The organism is Nocardioides sp. (genome assembly GCF_029937575.1).
GTDB lineage: Bacteria > Actinomycetota > Actinomycetes > Propionibacteriales > Nocardioidaceae > Nocardioides.
On sequence record NZ_JAPYPS010000025.1, the window covers coordinates 1 to 20,341 of the forward strand.

Below are 20,341 nucleotides of genomic sequence, written 5' to 3' on the forward strand. Positions count from 1 at the left end.
CATCCACAGGGTTGTGGATGATTCGTGGGTAGGCGGGGGTGTCGGAGGGTAGTTGCGTCGCCGGGTCTCGAGGTTCGTCGCTGGCGCGCCTCAGCCCTCGACCAGCGTCGGGTCCGCTCCTCGCTGGCGCTCGCTGCTCAACCTCCGGGGGAGGTGCGGGGTGACGCGGTGAAGAACGCGACCATCTCGTCGACGAGCAGGTCGCGCTCCGGCACGGGGAACAGGCCCCAGTCGTGGAGGAGGTCGTGCCCCAGGCGCAGCTCGTGGTCGGTGCCCGGTGCGCTCGCGGCCAGGTCGGCCAGGCGTTCGCACTGCGGCTGGAACATCTCGGCGGTGCCGACCCACGACCGGATCTCGCCGAGGTCGTGCAGGCCGCCATTGATGGGAGAGAGCCACGGGTCGGCGGGGTCCCGGTCACCGCGGTAGAGCTCGATGCAGCCGTGCAGGCCGCGCAGCGAGAGCAGGACGTCGTCGCGCGCCGCCGTGACGGTGGCGGGATCGGCCATCACCGCGTCCACCCATGGCGAGAGCAGCACGGTGCGGGACGGACGGGTACGCCCCGCCCCGCGGATCTCCTGCAGGAGGACCAGCGCCAGGCCGCCTCCGGCCGAGTCGCCGGCCAGGTCGATCGGCGCGCCGTCGGCGAGGTCCACGACGTGCTGCCACGCTGCCAGCATCATCGGCACGGTCTGGTCCACGGTGTGCTCGGGAGCGAGCGGGTAGTCGACCAGGTGGACCGTCCAGCCGCGGGCGATGAACAGCCCCAGCAGGGGCCAGTGCTGGTCCTCGAGGGTGTAGGCGCCGCCGTGCAGGTAGAAGAGATGGCGGCCGGCCCCCGGGCAAGCGGGGGAGCCGCCGCTCGTGTCCCCGGCTCGGCGGGAGCGTGCGGTCACGACCGCACCCTCGGCGATCGGCGTCTCGCTGACGTCGTACAGCCGTGACAGCCCTCGTGGCGCCGCCGTGCCCCGTCGCCGTCGCAGTGGCCGAGTCAGCGCCGCGCGCCTGAGGGCGTCCGGCAGGAGTCCGAGGCCGGCGGAGATGGCGTTGGTCGCGGTGCTGGGCATGAGGGCACGGTAGCGCCGTCGCGCCCGGGCTTCGGGAAAGCGCGAGCATCTGGCAAAGTTGAGTGGAACAGACTCAACTTTCCGATCGTTGCACCCAGTGGAAGCATCGGCACGCACGAGAGCGAGACCCCCATGAGCACCTTCGGCGCAGAGAAGTTCACCACCCGCAGTCGCGAGGCGATCGAGGCCGCCCAGCTGGCCGCCACCACTGGCGGCCACAGCGCGGTCGAGCCGATCCACGTCCTGACCGCGCTGCTGCGCGATGGCGAGGGCACGGCCGGCAGCCTGGTCACCAAGGCCGGGGTGGACGCCGCCCTCCTGAGGGCCCAGGCGGAAGCGGCCCAGTCGCGCCTGCCCAGCGCCAGCGGCGCCACGGTCAAGCAGCCCGCCGCCTCGCCAGCCCTGACCCGCGTCCTGGCGGCCGCGCTCGACCTGGCCGGCAGCATGAAGGACGACTACGTCGCCACCGAGCACCTCCTGATCGCGCTCGCCGGCACCGAGTCGAGCGCCCAGCAGGTGCTGACCGACGCCGGCCTGACCGAGGCGGGGCTGCGCGAGGGGCTCACCGCCGTACGCGGCAACCGGCGCGTGACCAGCCAGGACGCCGAGGCGACGTACGAGTCGCTGGAGAAGTACTCCGTCGACCTCACCCGCGCCGCCCAGGACGGCAAGCTCGACCCCGTCATCGGCCGCGACGCCGAGATCCGCCGCGTGATCCAGGTGCTGAGTCGTCGGACGAAGAACAACCCGGTCCTCATCGGCGAGCCCGGTGTCGGCAAGACCGCCGTCGTCGAGGGCCTCGCCCAGCGCGTCGTCGACGGCGACGTCCCCGACAGCCTCAAGGGCCGCCGGGTGCTGAGCCTCGACCTGGCCGCCATGGTGGCCGGCGCGAAGTACCGCGGCGAGTTCGAGGAGCGGCTCAAGGCCGTGCTCGAGGAGATCAAGGAGGCCGGCGGGCAGGTCATCACCTTCATCGACGAGCTGCACACCGTCGTCGGCGCGGGCGCCGGCGGCGACTCGGCGATGGACGCCGGCAACATGCTCAAGCCGATGCTCGCGCGCGGCGAGCTGCACATGATCGGCGCCACGACCCTCGACGAGTATCGCGAGCGGGTCGAGAAGGACCCCGCCCTCGAGCGCCGCTTCCAGCAGGTCTTCGTCGGCGAGCCCAGCGTCGAGGACACCATCCAGATCCTGCGCGGGATCCAGGAGAAGTACGAGGCGCACCACGGCGTCCGGATCACCGACGCAGCCCTCGTCGCGGCCGCGACCCTGTCCGACCGCTACATCCCCGGCCGCCAGCTGCCCGACAAGGCGATCGACCTCGTCGACGAGGCCGCGAGCCGGCTGCGGATGGAGATCGAGTCGTCTCCCGAGGAGATCGACGAGCTCCGCCGCCGGGTCGACCGGCTCAAGATGGAGGAGTTCGCCCTCGCCAAGGAGTCCGACGACGCCTCGGTCGAGCGACTGGCCGTGCTCCGCGCCGACCTCGCCGACCGCGAGGAGGAGCTGCGCGGCCTCGAGGCGCGCTGGGAGCAGGAGAAGGCCTCGCTCGAGGGCGAGGGCGATCTGCGCCGCCAGCTCGACGCCCTGCGCATCGAGTCCGAGCGACTCCAGCGCGATGGTGACTTCGAGGCGGCCAGCGAGATCCTCTACGGCCGCATCCCCACCCTCGAGGCCCAGATCGAGGCCGTCGCCGCCCACGAGAAGGCGGCCGGCTCCGACGTCGAGCCCCTGGTGGGGGAGGAGGTCGGCGCCGCCCAGATCGCCGACGTCGTCGAGGCCTGGACCGGCATCCCCACCGGGCGGATGCTCGAGGGCGAGACCGCCAAGCTGCTGCGGATGGAAGAGGTCGTCGGGGAGCGCCTGATCGGCCAGCACTCCGCCGTCGTGGCGGTGAGTGACGCCGTACGACGCTCGCGCGCCGGCATCGCCGACCCCAACCGCCCGACCGGCTCGTTCCTGTTCCTCGGCCCCACCGGCGTCGGCAAGACCGAGCTCGCCAAGTCGCTGGCCGACTTCCTCTTCGACGACGACCGGGCGATCATCCGCATCGACATGAGCGAGTACTCCGAGAAGCACTCGGTCTCGCGGCTCGTCGGTGCGCCTCCCGGCTACGTCGGCTACGACGAGGGCGGACAGCTGACCGAGGCCGTGCGCCGCCGTCCGTACTCGGTGGTGCTGCTCGACGAGGTCGAGAAGGCCCACCCCGAGGTCTTCGACATCCTGCTGCAGGTCCTCGACGACGGTCGGCTCACCGACGGTCAGGGTCGCACCGTCGACTTCCGCAACACGCTGCTCATCCTGACCAGCAACCTCGGCTCGCACTACCTGGTCGACCCGACGCTCGACGAGGACAAGAAGCGCGAGTCGGTGCTGGCCGTCGTACGCCAGAGCTTCAAGCCGGAGTTCCTCAACCGGCTCGACGAGATCGTGCAGTTCGACGCGCTCAGCAAGGACGACCTGACCCACATCGTCGACCTGCAGCTCGCCCTGCTCGAGCAGCGGCTCGCCGTACGACGTATCTCGATCAGCGTCACCGAGGCCGCCAAGCGGTGGCTCGCCGAGACCGGCTACGACCCGGCGTACGGCGCCCGCCCGCTGCGCCGGCTGATCCAGTCGGCCATCGGGGACCCGCTCGCCAAGCTGCTGATCGGCGGCGAGGTCGTCGACGGCGGACAGGTCGGGGTCGACGTGGGTGCGGACGGGCTGGAGCTGCACCGCTGAGCGTCCGAGCGTCGGGCACGCGCCGTTTCGTGCCCGGCGCACGGCCTCTGCTGCAATGGAGGCATGCAGTCCGCCGCTCGCGACGTCGACCCTTCCCCTGATTCCGGTGCCCTTTCGGCTGACGCCGCACCCCACGAAGCACCCCCGCGTCGGCGCGGGCAGCTGCCCGTGGACCTCGGTCGCGGCTTCCTGATCGGCACCGCCGAGCTCGTCCCGGGCGTCTCCGGCGGCACCGTGGCGCTCGTGACCGGGGTCTACGAGCAGCTCATCGACTCCCTCCACCACGTCAGCCAGGCCGGTCGACGACTGGTCCTCGGTCCCGATCGGCTGACGTCGGCCCGGGCGGAGCTGCGCCATGTGGACTGGCGCCTGGTGGTGCCGGTCCTGGTCGGGATGGCCGCCGCCCTGCTCACCGTCGCCGGCGTCATGGAGTCCTTCGTCACCGGCTCCCCGGAGCTGGCCCGTGGGTTGTTCCTGGGGTTGGTGGTGGTCTCGATCGCCGTGCCCGTGCGGATGCTGCCCCCCGGGCGCCGTGCCGGGTGGCTCGACCTCGCGCTGGTGGTCGCCGTCGCGGCGGTGGCCTTCTGGGTCGTGGGGCTGGCCGGGGACGGCGGCTCGGGCGAGGCGCCCCTGGTCCTGGTCTTCGTCGCCGCGGCCGTCGCTGTCTGTGCGCTCGTCGTTCCGGGGGTCTCGGGCTCGTTCCTGCTGCTCATCGTCGGCCTCTACACCGTGACGCTGGACGCCGTGGATGCCCGGGACCTCGGCTACCTGGCTGTCTTCGCGGCCGGGGCCCTGGTGGGGCTGGCGTCCTTCGTGCCGGTGCTGCGGCACCTGCTCGAGCACCGCCGCCGCACCACGCTGCTCGTGATGGTCGGCCTGCTGCTCGGCTCCCTGCGCGCGCTCTGGCCCTGGCAGTCGGTGCCTGCGGGTGCCGCGGAGGAGGCGCACGGCCCGGGCGACCTGCTCGCGCCGTACGACCCGGTGCTCGGGCCCGTGCTCCTGGCCGTGCTCGGCGCCGTGGTGGTGCTCGGACTGATCGTCGTGGAGTCCCGGGCCAGCCGCAGCACGGCAGCACCCTGACCCGCCGGGCTCGGTTGCCGAACGCAACGGTTGGGGCCTCTGGGACACTCGGCGCATGACCGACAAGCCACTCCCACGCCCCCGGCAGGTGACGTTCAGCGGCTGGTCGATCGTGGTCGGGTCGGTCGTCACCATCCTCTTCGCCTACCAGCGGGTGGCCGCCCTGGGCACGATCGAGTCCCAGGAGTCGGTCAACGAGTTCATCTCGACCCCACCAGGTGAGGGTTTGGGGCTCAGCGTCGACGACGTGCAGCTGGCGATCCGGCTCATGTGCCTGGTGGCGGGTGGCTGCGCTGCGGCGACGGCCATCCTCGGGTGGCAGGTGCTGCAGGCCTCGCGCAGCGCGCGTGTGGTGCTCAGCGTGCTCGCCCCGATCCTGTTCGTCGCCGGCCTCACCTCGGGCGGCCTGATGTCGGCACTCGTCGCTGCTGCCGTGGCGATGCTGTGGGTGCAACCGGCACGGGACTGGTTCGACGGCAAGGAGCCGGTCCGTGACCGGGCCGCGGTCGCCGCCACGACGAGCGCTGCGGCGCCGCCTGGCTCCCCCTCGTCCCCGCCGTCCCCCTCGTCCCCCTCGTCCTCGTCGTCGGCGCCGCCCTCGGGGCCGGGGACGCCGCCGCCACCGCCGTCCGGGTCGTCGTGGAACCTCCCTCACCCCGACGCGTCCCGTGCCACGATGACGGGCATGAGCGAGCAGCCCTACAACCCGTACGGCGCACCGGCGGGTCCTCCGGCCGGTCAAGCGAAGCGTCCCGGCGGCGTGACGGCTGCGGGCATCATCACGATGATCGCCAGCGGCATCACCCTCGCCGGCCTGGCGGTCTCGATGATCTTCATCGGGACCTCACGCCAGGACTTCGTCGACGAGGTCGAGAAGGAGCTGTCGTCCAACTCGGCCTACCAGGACATCTCGCCCGAGACGATCGCCAACGCCGCGATCGGCTTCCTGGCAGTGCTGGCCGTGTGGTGCGTGATCGCGATCGTGCTCGCGGTCCTCACGATCCGCGGCAGCAACGGGGCGCGGATCACGCTCGTCGTCTCCGCCTCGATGGCGGCCCTGATCAGCCTCCTCGGCGCCCTCGTCATCGTGCCGCTCGTGCTCACGATCGCCGCGATCGCGACCGTGGTCCTGTTGTTCGTCGGTGGTGCCGGTCCGTGGTTCGCCGCTCAGAAGCACCGCTCCTGACGCGCTGAGTCCGGACGCACGAACCGGTCCGAGACGTTCGGCTGTCGTTCACCTCGTCGACGCCGTGCTGCAGCCGGGCTCATCCAGGGTCGGAGCGCCCCTGCACCACCAGCTCGCTGACTCGGCAGCCGACCCCCTTCGAGGATGCACACGTGCGCGCTCGCTCCTTGCTCCATCCCCTCCTGTCCGCTGCCATCACGATGAGCGGGGCGCTGGCCGTCTCGGTCGTCGCCGCCGCCCCCGCCCTGGCGGCGCCTGCCGACCTGGTCATCAACGAGGTTGAGTCCAACGGCGACGCCACCGACTGGATCGAGCTGGTCAACCCGACGCCGGTGGAGATCGACGCGACCGGGCTGCGGCTGAAGGACAGCGACGACACCCGGACGTTCGCGATCGCTGCGGGTACGACGGTCCCGGCCGGTGGGTTCGTCGCCATCGACGTGGACATCGACGGTCAGGACGGGTTCGGACTCGGGGGCGGCGACTCCGCACGCCTCTTCGAGGCGGACGGCACGACGCTGATCGACTCCTACACGTGGACCGAGCACGCGGCGACGACGTACGGCCGGTGTCCCGATGCCACCGGTGACTTCTTCGCCACCGTGTCGCCGACCAAGGGTGCGGCCAACGACTGCCCCGCTGGCCCCGCGGTGACGGTGACCTTCAACGAGGTCGAGTCCAACGGTGACCCGGTCGGGGACTTCGCCGAGCTGGTCAACACCGGTGCGGAGCCGTTCGACCTGTCGGGCTTCCGCTTCCGCGACAACGACGACACCCGGCCCTTCTACACGATCCCCGACGAGACCGTCGTCGCTCCCGGCGACTACTACGTCCTGGCCGAGGCCGACTTCGACTTCGGCCTCGGTGGTGGCGACTCGGTGCGGCTCTACGCGCCCACCGGTGGGCTGGACGGGGACACCCCGGTCGACACCTACACCTGGACCCAGCACGCCGCCACCAGCTACGGCCGCTGCCCCGATGGCACCGGCGAGTTCGTGACCACCGCCTCGACCACGCGCGGAGCGGCCAACGACTGCCCCGGCCCCGAGCTGCCCAGCATCGCGGTCAACGAGGTCGAGTCCAACGGTGACGCGGTCGGCGACTTCGTCGAGCTCAAGAACACCGGCGACGCCTCCGTCGACATCTCGGGTTGGATCTTCAGGGACAACGACGACGAGGACCCGACGCACGCCTACCCGATCCCGGTCGGGACCACGGTCGCCCCGGACGAGTACTACGTGCTGGCGACCGCAGACTTCGGCTTCGGCCTGGGCGGTGGCGACTCGGCTCGGCTCTTCCTGGCCGACGGCACGACGTTGGTCGACTCCTACGAGTGGACCGAGCACGCCGAGACGACGTACGGCCGCTGCCCCGACGGCACCGGCGGCTTCGGCACCACCCTGTCCTTGACGCGCGGTGCGGCCAACGACTGCCCCGCCGAGGCGAAGGTCACGGTGACCTTCAACGAGGTCGAGTCCAACGGCGACCTCGTCGGCGACTTCGCCGAGCTGGTCAACACCGGCACGGAGGGCTTCGACCTCTCGGGCTACCGGTTCAAGGACAACGACGACTCCAAGGCGTTCTACACGATCCCCGACGACACGATCGTCGCCCCGGGTGAGTACTACGTGCTCGCCGAGGCCGACTTCGGGTTCGGTCTGGGGGGTGCGGACTCGGTGCGGCTGTTCGGACCGGCCGGAGGCTCGGCCGGCGACGAGGCGATCGACACCTACACGTGGGTGACGCACGCGGCGACGACGTACGGCCGCTGCCCCGACGGCACCGGCGACTTCACCACCACCACGTCCTCGACGCGGGGTGCGGCCAACGACTGCTCGGCCGCGGTGCGGATCAACGAGGTCGAGTCCAGTGGCGGCGAGCCCGGTGACTGGGTCGAGCTGGTCAACAACGGTGTCGACCCGGTCGACGTCGGCGGATTCTTCTTCAAGGACGACGACGATGCCCGGACCTTCCAGATCCCGGCGGCGACGTCGATCGCGCCCGGTGCGTATCTCGTCCTCGACGAGGCCGACTTCGGGTTCGGTCTCGGGGGAGCGGACTCCGCTCGCCTCTTCGCGGCCGACGGGAGCACCCTGATCGACTCCTACACCTGGCTGACGCACGCGGCGACGACGTACGGCCGTTGCCCCGACGGGACCGGCGACTTTGCCACCACCCGGACCGCGACCAAGGGCGCCACCAACCAGTGCGTCGGTGACCTGGTCACCGAGCCGTGGCCCGGCAGCCAGGACGTCGCGACCGTCGACGAGGCCGGCGTGCTCGGCGGCGACATCAGTGGCCTGACCTACGAGAGCACCGGCACGACCACGCCGGCCACTCTCCTCGCCGTCAACAACGGCACCGGCGAGCTCGTGCGCCTCGCGAAGTCGGGCGACACCTGGTCGCCGACCGCGACCAACACCCTGACCTACCCCGACGGCACAGGTCTCCCCGACACCGAGGGCGTGACCCTGGGCGCCGGTGGCTCGGCCGACGGCGTGTACGCCGCCACCGAGCGCAACAACGCCTCCAGCGGCGTCAGCCGCCCTGCGATCCTGCGCTGGGACGTCCCGGCCGGCGAGGCCACCCTGAGTGCCACCCACGAGTGGAACCTCGTCGACGACCTGCCGACGGTCGCTGCCAACTCCGGGCTCGAGGGCATCGCCTTCGTGCCCGACTCCTACCTCCTCGAGGCTGGCCTGGTCGACGAGACCACCGGTGCGGCCTACGACCCGACGACGTACGCCGACCACCGCGGCGGGCTGTTCCTGGTCGGTCTCGAGGGCAACGGCCAGGTCTACGCCTACGCGCTCGACCACACCGCCGGCACCTTCACCCGCGTCGCCGACTTCGCCAGTGGCTTCCCCGCAGTGATGGACCTGCACTTCGAGGCGAGCACCCAGCAGCTGTGGGTCGTCTGCGACGACACGTGTGAAGGCCGGATCGGGCTCTTCGACGTCACCGACGGCGCGTTCGCGCCCGAGACCTACTACGAGCGCCCCGCCGGAATGCCCAACATCAACAACGAGGGCTTCACCCTCGCTGGCGGCAGCGAGTGCGTCGAGGGCGTCAAGCCGGCCCTCTGGTCCGACGACTCCAACACCGGCGGCTTCGCGCTGCGCGAGGGCACGGTCACGTGCGTCGAGGACGTCGACCCGGTCGTCGTCGACCCCACCATCACCGCGGACGTGACGTCGGCCGAGCCGCCGTCGGCCACCGGGTGGTACGCCGGCCCGGTCACCGTCACCTTCACCTGCACCCCGATGAGCGCACCGATCGTCGGGGACTGCCCGGCCCCGGCCGTGCTCGACGAGTCCGGCGCCGACCAGGTCGTGACCGGCTCCGTCACGGCCGAGGACGGCGGTACGGCGACCACGTCGGTGACCGTGGACGTCGACCTCGACGCCCCTGCCGTCACGGTGGGCGGCGTCAAGGACGGTCGCACCTACCGCGGCGACGAGCCGGCCGGCCGGTGCGTGGCCTCCGACGCCACGTCGGACGTCGACACCTGCACCGTCGAGTCGATGCGCAACGGTCGCTCGGTGCTGGTCACCGCGACGGCCACGGACCTCGCGGGGAACACCGCCAGCGCCTCCAAGCGCTTCCGGGTGCCGCTGGTCCAGGTGCTGGGCGCGCGCTTCAACGGCGGGCGCTACATCGTCAGACGCGGCGACGCGTTCCAGGTGCAGGCGGTCTTCGGTGCCTCCAGCAAGCCGCGGCTGCTCAAGCCCGTCAAGCAGAAGAAGCAGCTCTCGGGTGCCGGTCGCACGATGAGGGCGAGCGAGACCCAGGACAACGTGACGACCTGGGTCCGCAAGGCCAAGGTCGGCAAGAGGACCACGGGCAAGAAGTGGAAGGTCGGCGTCCTCGTCGGCGGCACCACGACGGTCATCAAGCTGAAGGTGCGCGGCTGAGGCCGTCCCGTGTCCGGCCCGGCCTGGCCGGCTCGGGCCGAGCCGGCTCGGGCCGGGCTCAGGCGTGCAGGTCTGCTGCGGCCAGCCGCGCCGTCGCCTCGCTGATCACGTCGCGCTGCTTGCAGAAGGCCCACCGCACCAGGTGGCGGCCGGCGCCGGCCGGGTCGTCGTAGAACCCCTGCACGGGGATCGCGACGACCCCGGCGCGCTCGGGCAGGGCCAGGCAGAACGCGGCGCTGTCCTGCCAGCCGAGCTCGCGGACGTCGGAGGTCGCGAAGTAGGTGCCCTGCGGGGTGGACGTCGGCAGGCCGGCGTCGCGCAGACCGCCGACGAGAAGGTCGCGTCGCTCCTGCAGGTCCCGGGACAGCGCACGAGGGAAGTCGGGGTGCTCGTTCAGCGCCACGGCGACGGCCGGCTGCAGGGGAGCCCCCGAGGTGTAGGTCATCCACTGCTTGGCGGCGACCATCGCGCCGACCAGCTCGGCCGGGCCGGTCGCCCAGCCGACCTTCCAGCCCGTCAGTGAGTAGGACTTCCCGACGCTCGACAGGGTGAGCGTTCGCTCGGCCATGCCGGGCAGCGTGGCGAGCGGGACGTGTGCGGGGTGGTCGGGGTCGTCGAAGACCAGGTGCTCGTAGACCTCGTCGGTGATGACGACCAGGTCGTGCTCGATCGCCAGCTCGGCGACCGCCTCCAGCTCGGCGCGGGTGAGCACGGTCCCGGTCGGGTTGTGCGGGCTGTTGAGCAGCACGAACCGGGTGCGCGGCGTGACGGCCGCGCGCAGCTCGTCGAGGTCGACACGGAAGTCGGGGGAGCGCAGCGTGACCGGTCGCCGTACGGCGCCGCACATCTGCAGCATGGCCGGGTAGGAGTCGTAGTAGGGCTCGAGGACGACGACCTCGTCTCCCGGGTCGACGAGGCCGAGCAGGGAGGCCGCGATCGCCTCGGTGCAGCCCGTCGTGACCGCGACCTGGGTGTCGGGATCGAGCTCGATCCCGTAGTGGCGGTGCTGGTGGTCGACGATCGCTCGTCGCAGCGCCGGGATCCCGATGCCGGGCGCGTACTGGTTGGCACCGCCCTGGATGGCCGCGACCGCGGCTGCGAGGACCTCGGCGGGTCCCTCCTCGTCGGGGAAGCCCTGGCCGAGGTTGAGGGAGCCCGTGCGCACGGCCAGGGCGGACATCTCGGCGAAGATCGTCGGGGGGATGCCGTCCAACCGGTGGGCGGGCCGGTGGTCGGGCCGGTGGTCGGGTCGGCGGGCGGGCGAGCGGCGGGACATGACGACTACCCTGCCAGTCGTGACCACCACCGACGACTCCCTCGCCGCCGACATCGACGCCTGCTGCCGCCTGACGGGTGAGTTCACCCTGCGCTCCGGCCAGGTCAGCCACGAGTACTTCGACAAGTACCTCTTCGAGGCCGATCCGCTCCTGCTCGGACGGGTGGCGCGCGAGATGATCCAGCTCGTGCCGCAGGACACCGAGCTGCTCGGCGGGCTGGAGATGGGCGGCATCCCGATCGCGACCGTGGTCAGCTCGATCCTCGGCACTCCGGCCCTCTTCGTGCGCAAGGAGGCCAAGACCTACGGCACCTGCAAGCTTGCCGAGGGCGGGGCGTACGACGGCAAGCGGGTCACCTTGATCGAGGACGTCATCACCACCGGCGGAGCGGTGCGTGACGCCACCCGGGCGCTGCGTGAGGGCGGGGCGATCGTCGACGTGGTCTGCTGCGCGATCGACCGCAGCCCCGCGGGCGAGAACCCGCTCGCCGACGTCGGTCTCGAGGTCCGCGCCGTGCTCACCAAGGCCGACCTGGACGCCGTACGCCACGCGGGATGAGCCTCGGTTGAGCGCGAGCGGAGCACCGTCCGGGCGCACGAGGACGCTCGCCGCCGAGCAGCCGTGGCACGATGACGGGGTCGCCGGATCGGACGCAGTGGGACATGGGGTCCTCACCGACGAGCGACTGCTCTGCGAAGGTGATCGCTCGTGTGGACTGCTCCCACCGCCCGTCCTGGCACCCGTCTCGCCGCGCTCGTCGTCGCGCTCCTGGTCCCGCTCGCGGCAGTGCTCGTGCCTGCCCAGCAGGCCGCGGCCGACCCCGTCCCCGGGGACGCTCACCCGGCGAGTGTGAAGAAGAAGGGGTGCACCAACTCCGGCAAGAGGTTCCGCCCGACGTCCCTCGGCGTGCCGGGCGTCTCGAAGCGGCGCGCCGTCCTGGCTCTGGGGCGCGATGCAAACAACGTGCCGAAGGCGCCCCCGCTGACCGACACCGGCAAGCGGCAGTTCGCGTGGGACGCGAAGGACAAGATCAGGGCCGGCGCCCGCCACGGCGTCGTGAAGACGAACGCCCACACCTACCCCGACGGTTCGGCGATCGGCAATGACCTCATCAACGGACTGCAGGTGGGCGGACGGATCGTCGCTCGTGGCGCCAAGGGTCAGGTGCGCTGCTACGAGGTGATCGACCGGGTCCAGATCACCGCCGAGAAGCGGTTCAAGCGCTACTACCGCACCGACGGCCCCGGCCGGCTGGCGATCGCCGTCTGCTCAGGCGTCCGGCGTGGCGCCGGCGACTGGAGCCACCGGACGATCTGGTTCGCGAAGGTGATCCGCTGAGGTAGGGGGGTCAGGCCTCGAGCTGACCGGAGACCTTGCCGACCTCGGGGGCCGCGGCGAGGTCCTCGGCGTGGCCGTGGCGCTTGTGCCGCCACCACTCCCACGCGAGCGGGATGACGGTGAAGAGCAGGATGGCGATGGTGACGTAGTCGATGTTCTCGCCGAGCCACGGCACCGCCTCGCCGAGGAAGTAGCCGAGCAGGGTGATGCTCGCGATCCAGAGCACCGCTCCGATGAAGCTCCACAGGAAGAAGCGACGGCGCTCCATCAGGGTGACGCCGGCAACCACGGTGATGTAGGTGCGGACGAAGGGGACGAACCGTCCGATGACCAGCGCCTTGTTGCCGTGCTTCTCGAAGAAGACCCCGGTCTGGTCGAAGTACTTCTTCTTCAGGATGCGGCCGTCGCGCTGATAGAGCGGTGGCCCGAGCTTGCGACCGATCTCGTACCCCACCACGTTGCCGAGGAAGGCCGCGATCACCAGCGCGATCATCGCCAGCACGAGCTCGACGGGCTTGTTCTCGAGGCCGAACGTCGTGTAGCCGGTCTTGGTGCCACCGGCGATGAAGAGGCCCAGCGCGAAGAGGAGCGTGTCACCGGGGAGGAACGGGAAGAACAGTCCGCACTCCACGAAGACGATCGCGAGCGCCAGGTAGATGAACGCGCCGCCGAACTCCGTCTGCAGGTAAGCGGGGTCGAGCCACTTGATACCGAAGAGCATCGGCTGGATGGTGTTCGGAAGGTCGGAGAACGCGGCCAGTAAGGTCACGTGCTTACGGTACCTGTCCCGATGCCGTCCTCGTGGCGGAGTCCGACCCTGGGATCACCCTGAGCTTCGCGCGGTCGTCCGCCCGTCGGCCCGGCCCGCTACGGTCTGCGTCGTGGGTCAGGGACCAGCGGAGGAGTCCGGCGGCGACGACGAGCGTCGCGCGCCGTACGACCCGATGCCGCACGGGCAGCCCGAGGTCGGGCTCGGCCCGTGGGAGGGCGCCTGGCCCGAGGGCGTCGGCGAGCCCGGCAGCGAGTACGACGCCGAGCTGCTCGCCGAGGGGGATCGACGCAACGTCGTCGACCGCTACCGGTACTGGACGCTCGAGGCGATCCGCGCCGACCTCGACACCCGCCGCCACGACTTCCACGTCGCGATCGAGAACTGGCAGCACGACTTCAACATCGGCACCATCGTCCGCTCGGCCAACGCGTTCCTGGCCGCCGAGGTCCACATCGTCGGCAACCGGCGGTGGAACCGCCGTGGCGCGATGGTCACCGACCGCTACCAGCACGTGCGCCACCACGAGACGGCCGCGGATCTCGCGGCCTACCTGGCGTCGTACGACGGGGGCACGGTGCCGCTGCTCGGCATCGACAACCTGCCCGGGTCGGCCCACCTCGAGACCATGACGCTGCCCCGGCGGGTCTGCCTCCTCTTCGGCCAGGAGGGACCGGGACTCTCCGAGGCGGCGCGGCAGGCGTGCGCGGGCACCTTCTCGATCGCGCAGTTCGGCTCGACGCGCTCGATCAACGCCTCGGCCGCGGCCGCGATCGCGATGCACGCGTGGGTGCGGACCCACGCCGACCTGTCGGGCGACGGTGCCCGCCCCGCCTGGCGGGGCGGGACACACGGCTGAGCTCAGCGCTTGTTCGCCGCCGCGCAGATGACGAACCTGAAGCCGTTGGCGAAGGACTCGGGGCTGGGCGGGATGGCCAGCCACTGCGGTCCGGCGATCGTGGTGCACCTGCGGTTGGCGATCCGCTGGAGCCGCGCCGAGGAGGGGTACTTCTTGCCCTTCAGCTTGAACGTGCCCTCGGCGCGGTACTCGTGACGCTGGGAGCATGACAGGGCCCGGTAGCCGGAGCGCTTGCCCGTGAAGCAGCGGGCCTCGACCGTGCTGGGAGAGCCCTTGCCGAGCTGCGGCTGGCGGGCATCCGGGAGCGACACGGCGCGCTTGTTGCCGACGATGATCAGGTCGCAGCGCAGGAAACGGGCGCCGTCCTCGATCTGGGCCTCGGTGGGGGCGAACCAGATGTAGGAGTAGACCGCCAGCAGCCTCTTGGCGGTGCTGCCGCCCACGGCCCGGTTCCACGCGGGGGTGCACTTCCGGTCGACGAGCTCGTTGAGAGCGTCGAGGTCGCTCATCTTCGTGCCCTTCGGCACGTCGATGACGCTGAACGTGCGGCTGGTGTGGTTGCGCTCGCAGTTGACCGGCTTCGTCCCGTCGGCGAGCGCTGCCTGCGCCGTGAGGTCGAGGCGGTGGCACTCGCCGACCTCCGGTTCGGCGACGGCGCGCTGCAGCGCCGAGCCGGCGAGGGCCGAGCTGGTGAGCGTCGAGCTCGCCGGTGCAGCGCCCGCCGGCGCGGGCACCAGCAGCAGGCTCGCCAGGAGGCCGAGGAGAGCGATGAGGGGGGTGGCGACCAGAGAAGGTCGACGGAGGAGGGTGGGCACGACGGGGTCCTTTCCCGAGATGGGTCGCGCAGAACCTAGCTCCCGGACCGGCTCGGGGGAGCCGAATGGCCAATTCGTGATGAAGGTTCTTTCGGACGTCGGACGCCGTTGGTCGGGGCGACCTACGCTGCCGGACGTGTGCGAGTCGAACCTCTCCCGGCGCCAGCTGCTGCAGTACGCCGCCCTGGTCGGTGCAACCTTCCCGGCTCTCGAGGCGATCGGGCCCGACTGGTCGCTGGCCGACGCGGTGGCCGAAGGAGGCAACGCCGTGCCGATCAACCTCGAGCTGGTGACCGTCACCGACACCACCGCGATCATCACCTGGTTCACCGGTGACCCGCTGCGTCTCGACGAGTTCGGCCGCCCCAGGCCGGTGGCGGCGCCGGGCCGGGTGCTCATCGGGACCGACCCCGACCCGCGCACGTGGAAGGTGGTCGGTCGCCACGACAAGACGGCCTACCACTACGTCGAGGTGACCGGGCTGAAGCCGGGACGCACGTACTACTGGCGCGCGGAGAGCAAGGGTCGGGTCGCGGTCGCCACGGGCGTGATCCCGGGCTCGATCCTGCGCGGTCCGGCCCCGCCGCTGTTCACCACGATGCTCCGCCCCGGCGGCAAGGAGGTCGGACGGGTCGCCTGGCTCAACGACCTGCACTTCGGCGAGCAGGTCGCCGGCCTGGCCTACAGTGACCCGAGCCTGCCCGGCGGCGGCATCCCGCCCGGCTTCCCGGTCGACCCCGAGCATCCCTACTGGCGCTTCATGGGCCGCGGCGCCGTCCACGACGCGAGGATGCGCGGCTGCAACCTGCTCCTCGCCAACGGCGACCTGTCCAACGAGTCCGAGCCCGCGGCACTGCGCGAGTGCAAGCGCACCCTCGACGGCCTCGGGGAGCTCGGCGGCACGGACCTGGTGCGTCCCGGCGACGACCCGCGCTACTTCGTGACCCGCGGCAACCACGATCGTCAGCGCCCGAAGGTGGACGCCGGTCTGGTCGACCGGTTCGACAAGCGCTTCCACCGCGGCTTCGAGAAGGGCACCCAGCACTTCTCGGTCGCCGTCGGCAACCACAAGGCCCGCTACCGCTTCGTCGGCCTCGACTCCAACGACGGCGAGACCACCGGGGTGCTGCGCCGCTCCGAGCTGGACTACCTCGAGGCCGAGCTGGAGAAGGGCGAGGCGACGATCCCGCTCTTCCACCACCCGGCCAGCGCGAGCGCGGCGGCGACCGGGATCCCTCCCTTCGCCAACGGCCTCGACAACGACGACGCCCGTGCCTTCCGCCGGCTGCTCGCGAAGTACCCCAACGCCGCGGGCGTGTACGCCGGTCACACGCACCGCAACGACCTGTCGCGCAACACCGAGACCGGTCGGCTGCCGTACTTCGAGGGGGGTGCGGTCAAGGAGTACCCCGGCGGCTACACCGTCGTGCGGCTCTTCGAGAAGGGCTACATGGTCAACTTCTACAAGACCCGCCGCCGCGACGCCCGGGCCTGGTCGGAGCGCTCGCGCGGCGAGTACTTCGGGTTGGCGCCGTCGTACCTCCTCGGCGGTCTGCAGGACCGCAACTGGTCCTACCGCGTCGACGCGCGACGCCGTACCCGCCTGGCCTTCGGGCGCGAGTCGCTGCACCCCGCCTTCACGCACGAGCGCCCCGACTCCCTGGAGGGGGTCGGGGCGCTCGTGGACTGAGCCGGCTCAGCGCCGGGCCTGGTGGCCGCTCAGCGGCAGGCCTTGCGAAGGTCGAGCCTCTTGACCTGGCCTCGGTCGACGAGGACCTTCTTCCTCGCCTTGACCGTGCCGTTCTTCTCGCAGGTCAGGGTGTAGCGCTCGATGCTGCCCTCGGTCGTCCTGGTCACCGACTCGAAGGCCTCGGTGGTGAGGGTGAAGTCGGGGGCCACCGAGGCGTAGTTGACCACGCGCAGGACGTAGGTGCCGCGGGCCGCGTCGGTGAGGGTGACCTGCTCCTTGGCGCCCGGCGCGTTGCCCGACGTACCGACCTGGACGACGCGGTCGCCGATCTGGCGGTAGACCTCCAGGTCGAGGTCGTCAGGGGTGGCCCAGTCGAGCTGGACCTCGAGGATGTCGGCCTTCCTCGGGAGCACGAACTCGACGTCGGTCGAACCGGTCGGGGCCGGCAGCGGCTCGGTGTCGACCTGGCGCTTGAACGGCTTCGCCTTCGGCGTCTCGATGGTCTTCGCCGCCAGCACCGGCCGCGTCGAGGGGTTGACCACCCACGAGAAGCGACCCGACTTCGGCACCGTGATCGCGGTGTCGACGAAGTCCTCGAAGGAGGACTCCCAGGTCGGGCTGTCGAACTTCTTCGCCAGCCGCAGGGTCGCACCCTTCGGAGCCTTGCCCTTCAGCGTCCCGCTGTACGTCGGGTCGGCGGCGTGCTCGAGGGCCAGCAGGTAGGCGCCGCGGTTGCCCTTGCCGCGGTACTTCCCGGCGCCGACGTACTCGTCGACGACCTCCTCGTAGGGCGGGTGGAACTCGTTGGGCCCGATCTCGAAGGTGTAGCCGAAGCCGCCGGTGGCGTTGTAGCTGTAGTCCTCGGTGGTGCCCGTCGTGTCGTAGAGCTGCCAGCCGTGGATGTTGGCGAAGCCGTTCTGGGCCGCCATCCTCGCGCCGAGCTGCTTGAGGCCCTTCTCGTCGGGGGAGTCGCCCACCGGCAGCCCGTCGGAGCCGACGGTGGTCGGGTTGACCCCGTTGGGCCGCAGGATCAGGTTGCCGAAGGTGTGGTTGGAGATCAGCATGGTGACGTTGCGGGTGCGCACGAGGTCGCGGATGTTCTGGGTCTCCGGTTCGGAGAACGCCTCGGCGCCGCGGTACGTCGGCTCGACGGGGAGCTCGCTGGCCCCCGGGCCGCCCCAGAAGCCGCCGTAGTTGCGGTTGAGGTCCACACCGGCACCGAACCCGCCGGGTGTGGCCAGGAGCAGCTTGCAGGTGGCGTCGGGAGTGTCGACGCCGTCGACGATGCGGCAGTTCTTGCGCATGTAGGCGCGCCCCGGCGTGGCCAGGATCGTGCCGGTGCCGCCGAGCGGGTCGTAGTCGTTGAGGTCGCGCAGGTCGACGTACTCACCGTCGGTGCGCGAGAGGTTGAAGCCGTCCTCGTTGACGACCGGGACGACGATCACGCGGGCCTTCTTGAGCAGGCGCGTGATCCGCTTGTTCGTGCCGTAGCTGGTGGCCAGGTCGATGGCGAACTCCATCGCCAGCTCACCCGAGGGCCACTCGCGGGCGTGGTGCACGCCCATCAGGAAGAACGTGGGCTGACCGGTGTTGGGCTTGCGCACCCCCTTGCCGATCTCCACGCCGTAGACGTCGCGGCCGTCGAGCGTGGGCCGCGGCAGCTTGAAGCGCTTGACGACCTTCTTGTGCTTCTTGGCCAGCAGCCGCATGTCGCGGTTGTAGTCCTTCGACGTGCGGTACGACGTGCGACCCGACGGGAGCGGGGACCTGCCCACCCTCAGGCCGTACGCCGCGTCGAGGGCGCGCACCTGCAGGTCGCGGGCGATCAGGTCGGGGATCCGCACGTCGTAGTCGAGCTTGTTGTCGACGAGCGTCCGCAGGTCGGCGGCGGTGTGGATCACCACCTCGGCGTAGTCGCGGCCGGCGTGCTCGGTCAGGTCCAGACCGAGCGACTGCAGGCGCTCCTTCTCGCCGAGACCACTGGTGTCGACCGTGACCAGGCGCGGGGCGAAGAAGTCGGCGAGGCCTGCGTCCACGGATGGGGGCGGCTCCTGTGCGCTGGACGACTGCGCGAGCGGTGCGATGCCTGCGGTGAGCGAGAGGGCGCAGGCTGCCGCGAGGAGGGCCGGTCGTCTGAACGGGTGCCTGAAGGCGGGGCGCGACTGGGGAGTGGGCATGGTCGGTCTCCTGGTGGGATCGGCCGAGAATGTCACCCGCTCAACGACGGGGGCTCGCTCAGGTCACGCCCGAGTCGTGCTGGTCGTGGTCCTGGTCGTGGTCCTGGTGCTGGTCCTGCTTGTGGGTCTTGGGGGACCGGCGACGTTCACGTCGTACGACGACCGTGCCGGCAGTCACACCCACCACCGAGATCGCGGCGCCCACGACCAGGGCGGCCAGTGCCAGCCGTCCGTCGTCGGTGACCGCGGCGTCGCCCAGGGCCGTGTAGGCGAACGCGCGCGGCGCCGATCCGACGACGGTGCCCAGCGCGATCGCGGGTACGCCGATCCCGATGGCGCCGAAGACGTAGGAGAACGGCGAGTCGGGGATCCCCGGGATCCAGCGCTGCAGGACGACGACCAGGAACCCGCGGCGTCGAGCGAGCGAGATGAGCGCCGTGGCCCGCTCGCCTGCCAAGGCCTCGACCGGTCGCTTGCCGAGCCGGCGGCTGACCAGGGTCGAGAGCACCGCCGACAAGGTCGCACTGCACGTGGTGACGACGAAGCCGGTCCCGGTGCCGAACAGTGCGCCGCTGACCCCGGCGAGCAGCGGTCCGGGGACGAAGATCATCCCGAGGAGGGCGCCGGCCAGGACGTAGGCCACCGGCGCCGCCGGACCGAGCGGCTCGATGGCCGCGGCGATGCCGTCGCGGGAGAGCGGCAGGACCAGCAGGGTGACGAGCCCGACGACTGTCAGGGCTGCCGAGAGTCCACCCAGGCGCAGCCAGGCCCGTCGTACGACGTCGGGCTCGTGCGCGGGGGCTGCCACGGGACCAGCGTGCCAGCCCCCTGGCGCTGCCTCACTGCTTGGTGGCCGTGCGGCCTCACCCGTGGGCGACCTCGTCGGGGCCCACGTCGGGTGCACGCGTGTCACGCGTCACGCCTCGACGACGGAGTCGACCGGCCAGGGGTTGTCCCGGCGGCGGATGAGCGTGAGCAGGTGCAGCATCGTCAGCTCGGCGACGGCTCCGCGGGCGGGCAGGTCGGCGATCAGGTACGCCGCTCCCAGGACGCCGCGCGGCTCGATGGCGATGGTCAACGAGATCACCGACGTGTCGTCGGCGGCCGTGACGCCCGCCTCGAGGGTGACCCGACCCGGAGCCCGCACCTCGGCCTCGAGCAGCAGCCGGCGATGGCGGTGGTCGGCCTCCACGACGTGCCAGAAGCCGACCCGGTCGCCGGCGGCGAGGCGGGCACGACCCGGCGGTCGGTGGCGGCGGCCGGCCCCGCCCAGGAACCTGTCGATGGCTCCGCGCACCACGAACGGCGCTGCGTCGACGTACCACTGGGGGCCGGACTCGCCCGACGCCACGAGGTCCCACGCCGCGGCCGGCGACCAGGCCACGACGGCGGACCGGCTGCTGGTGGTCAGGGTGCTGCTGCGGTCCATGCCCCGAGGCTACGTC

The 20,341-nt window shown here is 71.3% G+C and carries 15 protein-coding genes; 8 read left to right on the forward strand and 7 right to left on the reverse strand.

The genetic code is table 11. The features are described 5' to 3' along the window. Nucleotides 1-137: 137 nt before the first annotated feature. Entirely contained in the window at nt 138-1,064 is a 927-nt protein-coding gene (locus tag Q1K33_RS10660) for an alpha/beta hydrolase (protein WP_300403697.1), read from the reverse strand. A 132-nt stretch (nt 1,065-1,196) separates the two neighbouring features. Between Q1K33_RS10660 and clpB the strand changes: the two genes are divergently transcribed. From clpB to Q1K33_RS10680, 4 genes are all read left to right on the forward strand, one after another. Next, nucleotides 1,197-3,791: an ATP-dependent chaperone ClpB gene (clpB, locus tag Q1K33_RS10665; RefSeq protein WP_300403699.1), complete on the forward strand. Its 2,595-nt coding sequence runs from the start codon at nt 1,197-1,199 to the stop codon at nt 3,789-3,791. A gap of 63 nt (nt 3,792-3,854) precedes the next feature. Then, on the forward strand, nt 3,855-4,871 hold the full coding sequence (locus Q1K33_RS10670; protein WP_300403701.1) for a DUF368 domain-containing protein: 1,017 nt from the start codon (nt 3,855-3,857) through the stop codon (nt 4,869-4,871). Between the two features lie 55 nt (nt 4,872-4,926). Further along, nucleotides 4,927-6,057: a hypothetical protein gene (locus tag Q1K33_RS10675; protein ID WP_300403702.1), complete on the forward strand. Its 1,131-nt coding sequence runs from the start codon at nt 4,927-4,929 to the stop codon at nt 6,055-6,057. Nucleotides 6,058-6,209: 152 nt separating this feature from the next. Beyond that, nucleotides 6,210-9,971 carry a lamin tail domain-containing protein gene (locus Q1K33_RS10680; RefSeq protein ID WP_300403704.1) on the forward strand — a complete coding sequence of 1,254 codons (3,762 nt, stop codon included), beginning with the start codon at nt 6,210-6,212 and terminating at the stop codon, nt 9,969-9,971. A gap of 58 nt (nt 9,972-10,029) precedes the next feature. On the opposite strand, the gene Q1K33_RS10685 is transcribed toward Q1K33_RS10680, so the two are convergent. Next, on the reverse strand, nt 10,030-11,247 hold the full coding sequence (locus Q1K33_RS10685) for a pyridoxal phosphate-dependent aminotransferase (protein ID WP_300403706.1): 1,218 nt from the start codon (nt 11,245-11,247) through the stop codon (nt 10,030-10,032). 19 nt (nt 11,248-11,266) lie between these two features. Between Q1K33_RS10685 and pyrE the strand changes: the two genes are divergently transcribed. Both pyrE and Q1K33_RS10695 read left to right on the forward strand, forming a co-directional pair. After that, nucleotides 11,267-11,806, forward strand: a complete 540-nt coding sequence (gene pyrE, locus Q1K33_RS10690; RefSeq protein ID WP_300403708.1) for an orotate phosphoribosyltransferase — start codon at nt 11,267-11,269, stop codon at nt 11,804-11,806. Between the two features lie 150 nt (nt 11,807-11,956). Continuing rightward, on the forward strand, nt 11,957-12,586 hold the full coding sequence (locus tag Q1K33_RS10695) for a class F sortase (RefSeq protein WP_300403710.1): 630 nt from the start codon (nt 11,957-11,959) through the stop codon (nt 12,584-12,586). Nucleotides 12,587-12,596: 10 nt separating this feature from the next. On the opposite strand, the gene Q1K33_RS10700 is transcribed toward Q1K33_RS10695, so the two are convergent. Continuing rightward, entirely contained in the window at nt 12,597-13,355 is a 759-nt protein-coding gene (locus Q1K33_RS10700; protein WP_300403712.1) for a VTT domain-containing protein, read from the reverse strand. Between the two features lie 175 nt (nt 13,356-13,530). On the opposite strand from Q1K33_RS10700, the gene Q1K33_RS10705 reads away from it, so the two are divergent. Continuing rightward, nucleotides 13,531-14,214, forward strand: a complete 684-nt coding sequence (locus Q1K33_RS10705) for a TrmH family RNA methyltransferase (RefSeq protein ID WP_300403785.1) — start codon at nt 13,531-13,533, stop codon at nt 14,212-14,214. Between the two features lie 2 nt (nt 14,215-14,216). Here Q1K33_RS10705 and Q1K33_RS10710 read toward each other — a convergent pair whose 3' ends face one another. Beyond that, nucleotides 14,217-15,029: a septum formation family protein gene (locus tag Q1K33_RS10710; protein ID WP_300403714.1), complete on the reverse strand. Its 813-nt coding sequence runs from the start codon at nt 15,027-15,029 to the stop codon at nt 14,217-14,219. 136 nt (nt 15,030-15,165) lie between these two features. Here Q1K33_RS10710 and Q1K33_RS10715 point away from each other — a divergent pair, with 136 nt between their 5' ends. Continuing rightward, nucleotides 15,166-16,719, forward strand: coding sequence for a metallophosphoesterase family protein (locus Q1K33_RS10715; RefSeq protein WP_300403716.1), 1,554 nt, complete (start codon nt 15,166-15,168; stop codon nt 16,717-16,719). 29 nt (nt 16,720-16,748) lie between these two features. Here Q1K33_RS10715 and Q1K33_RS10720 read toward each other — a convergent pair whose 3' ends face one another. The 3 genes from Q1K33_RS10720 to Q1K33_RS10730 form a co-directional block, all read right to left on the reverse strand. Beyond that, on the reverse strand, nt 16,749-18,896 hold the full coding sequence (locus Q1K33_RS10720; protein WP_300403718.1) for a M14 family zinc carboxypeptidase: 2,148 nt from the start codon (nt 18,894-18,896) through the stop codon (nt 16,749-16,751). Between the two features lie 58 nt (nt 18,897-18,954). After that, nucleotides 18,955-19,704, reverse strand: coding sequence for a VTT domain-containing protein (locus Q1K33_RS10725; RefSeq protein WP_300403720.1), 750 nt, complete (start codon nt 19,702-19,704; stop codon nt 18,955-18,957). Between the two features lie 108 nt (nt 19,705-19,812). Continuing rightward, nucleotides 19,813-20,325 (reverse strand): DUF2867 domain-containing protein, encoded by a 513-nt coding sequence (locus Q1K33_RS10730; protein ID WP_300403722.1) that lies wholly within the window; start codon nt 20,323-20,325, stop codon nt 19,813-19,815. Nucleotides 20,326-20,341 lie beyond the last annotated feature (16 nt).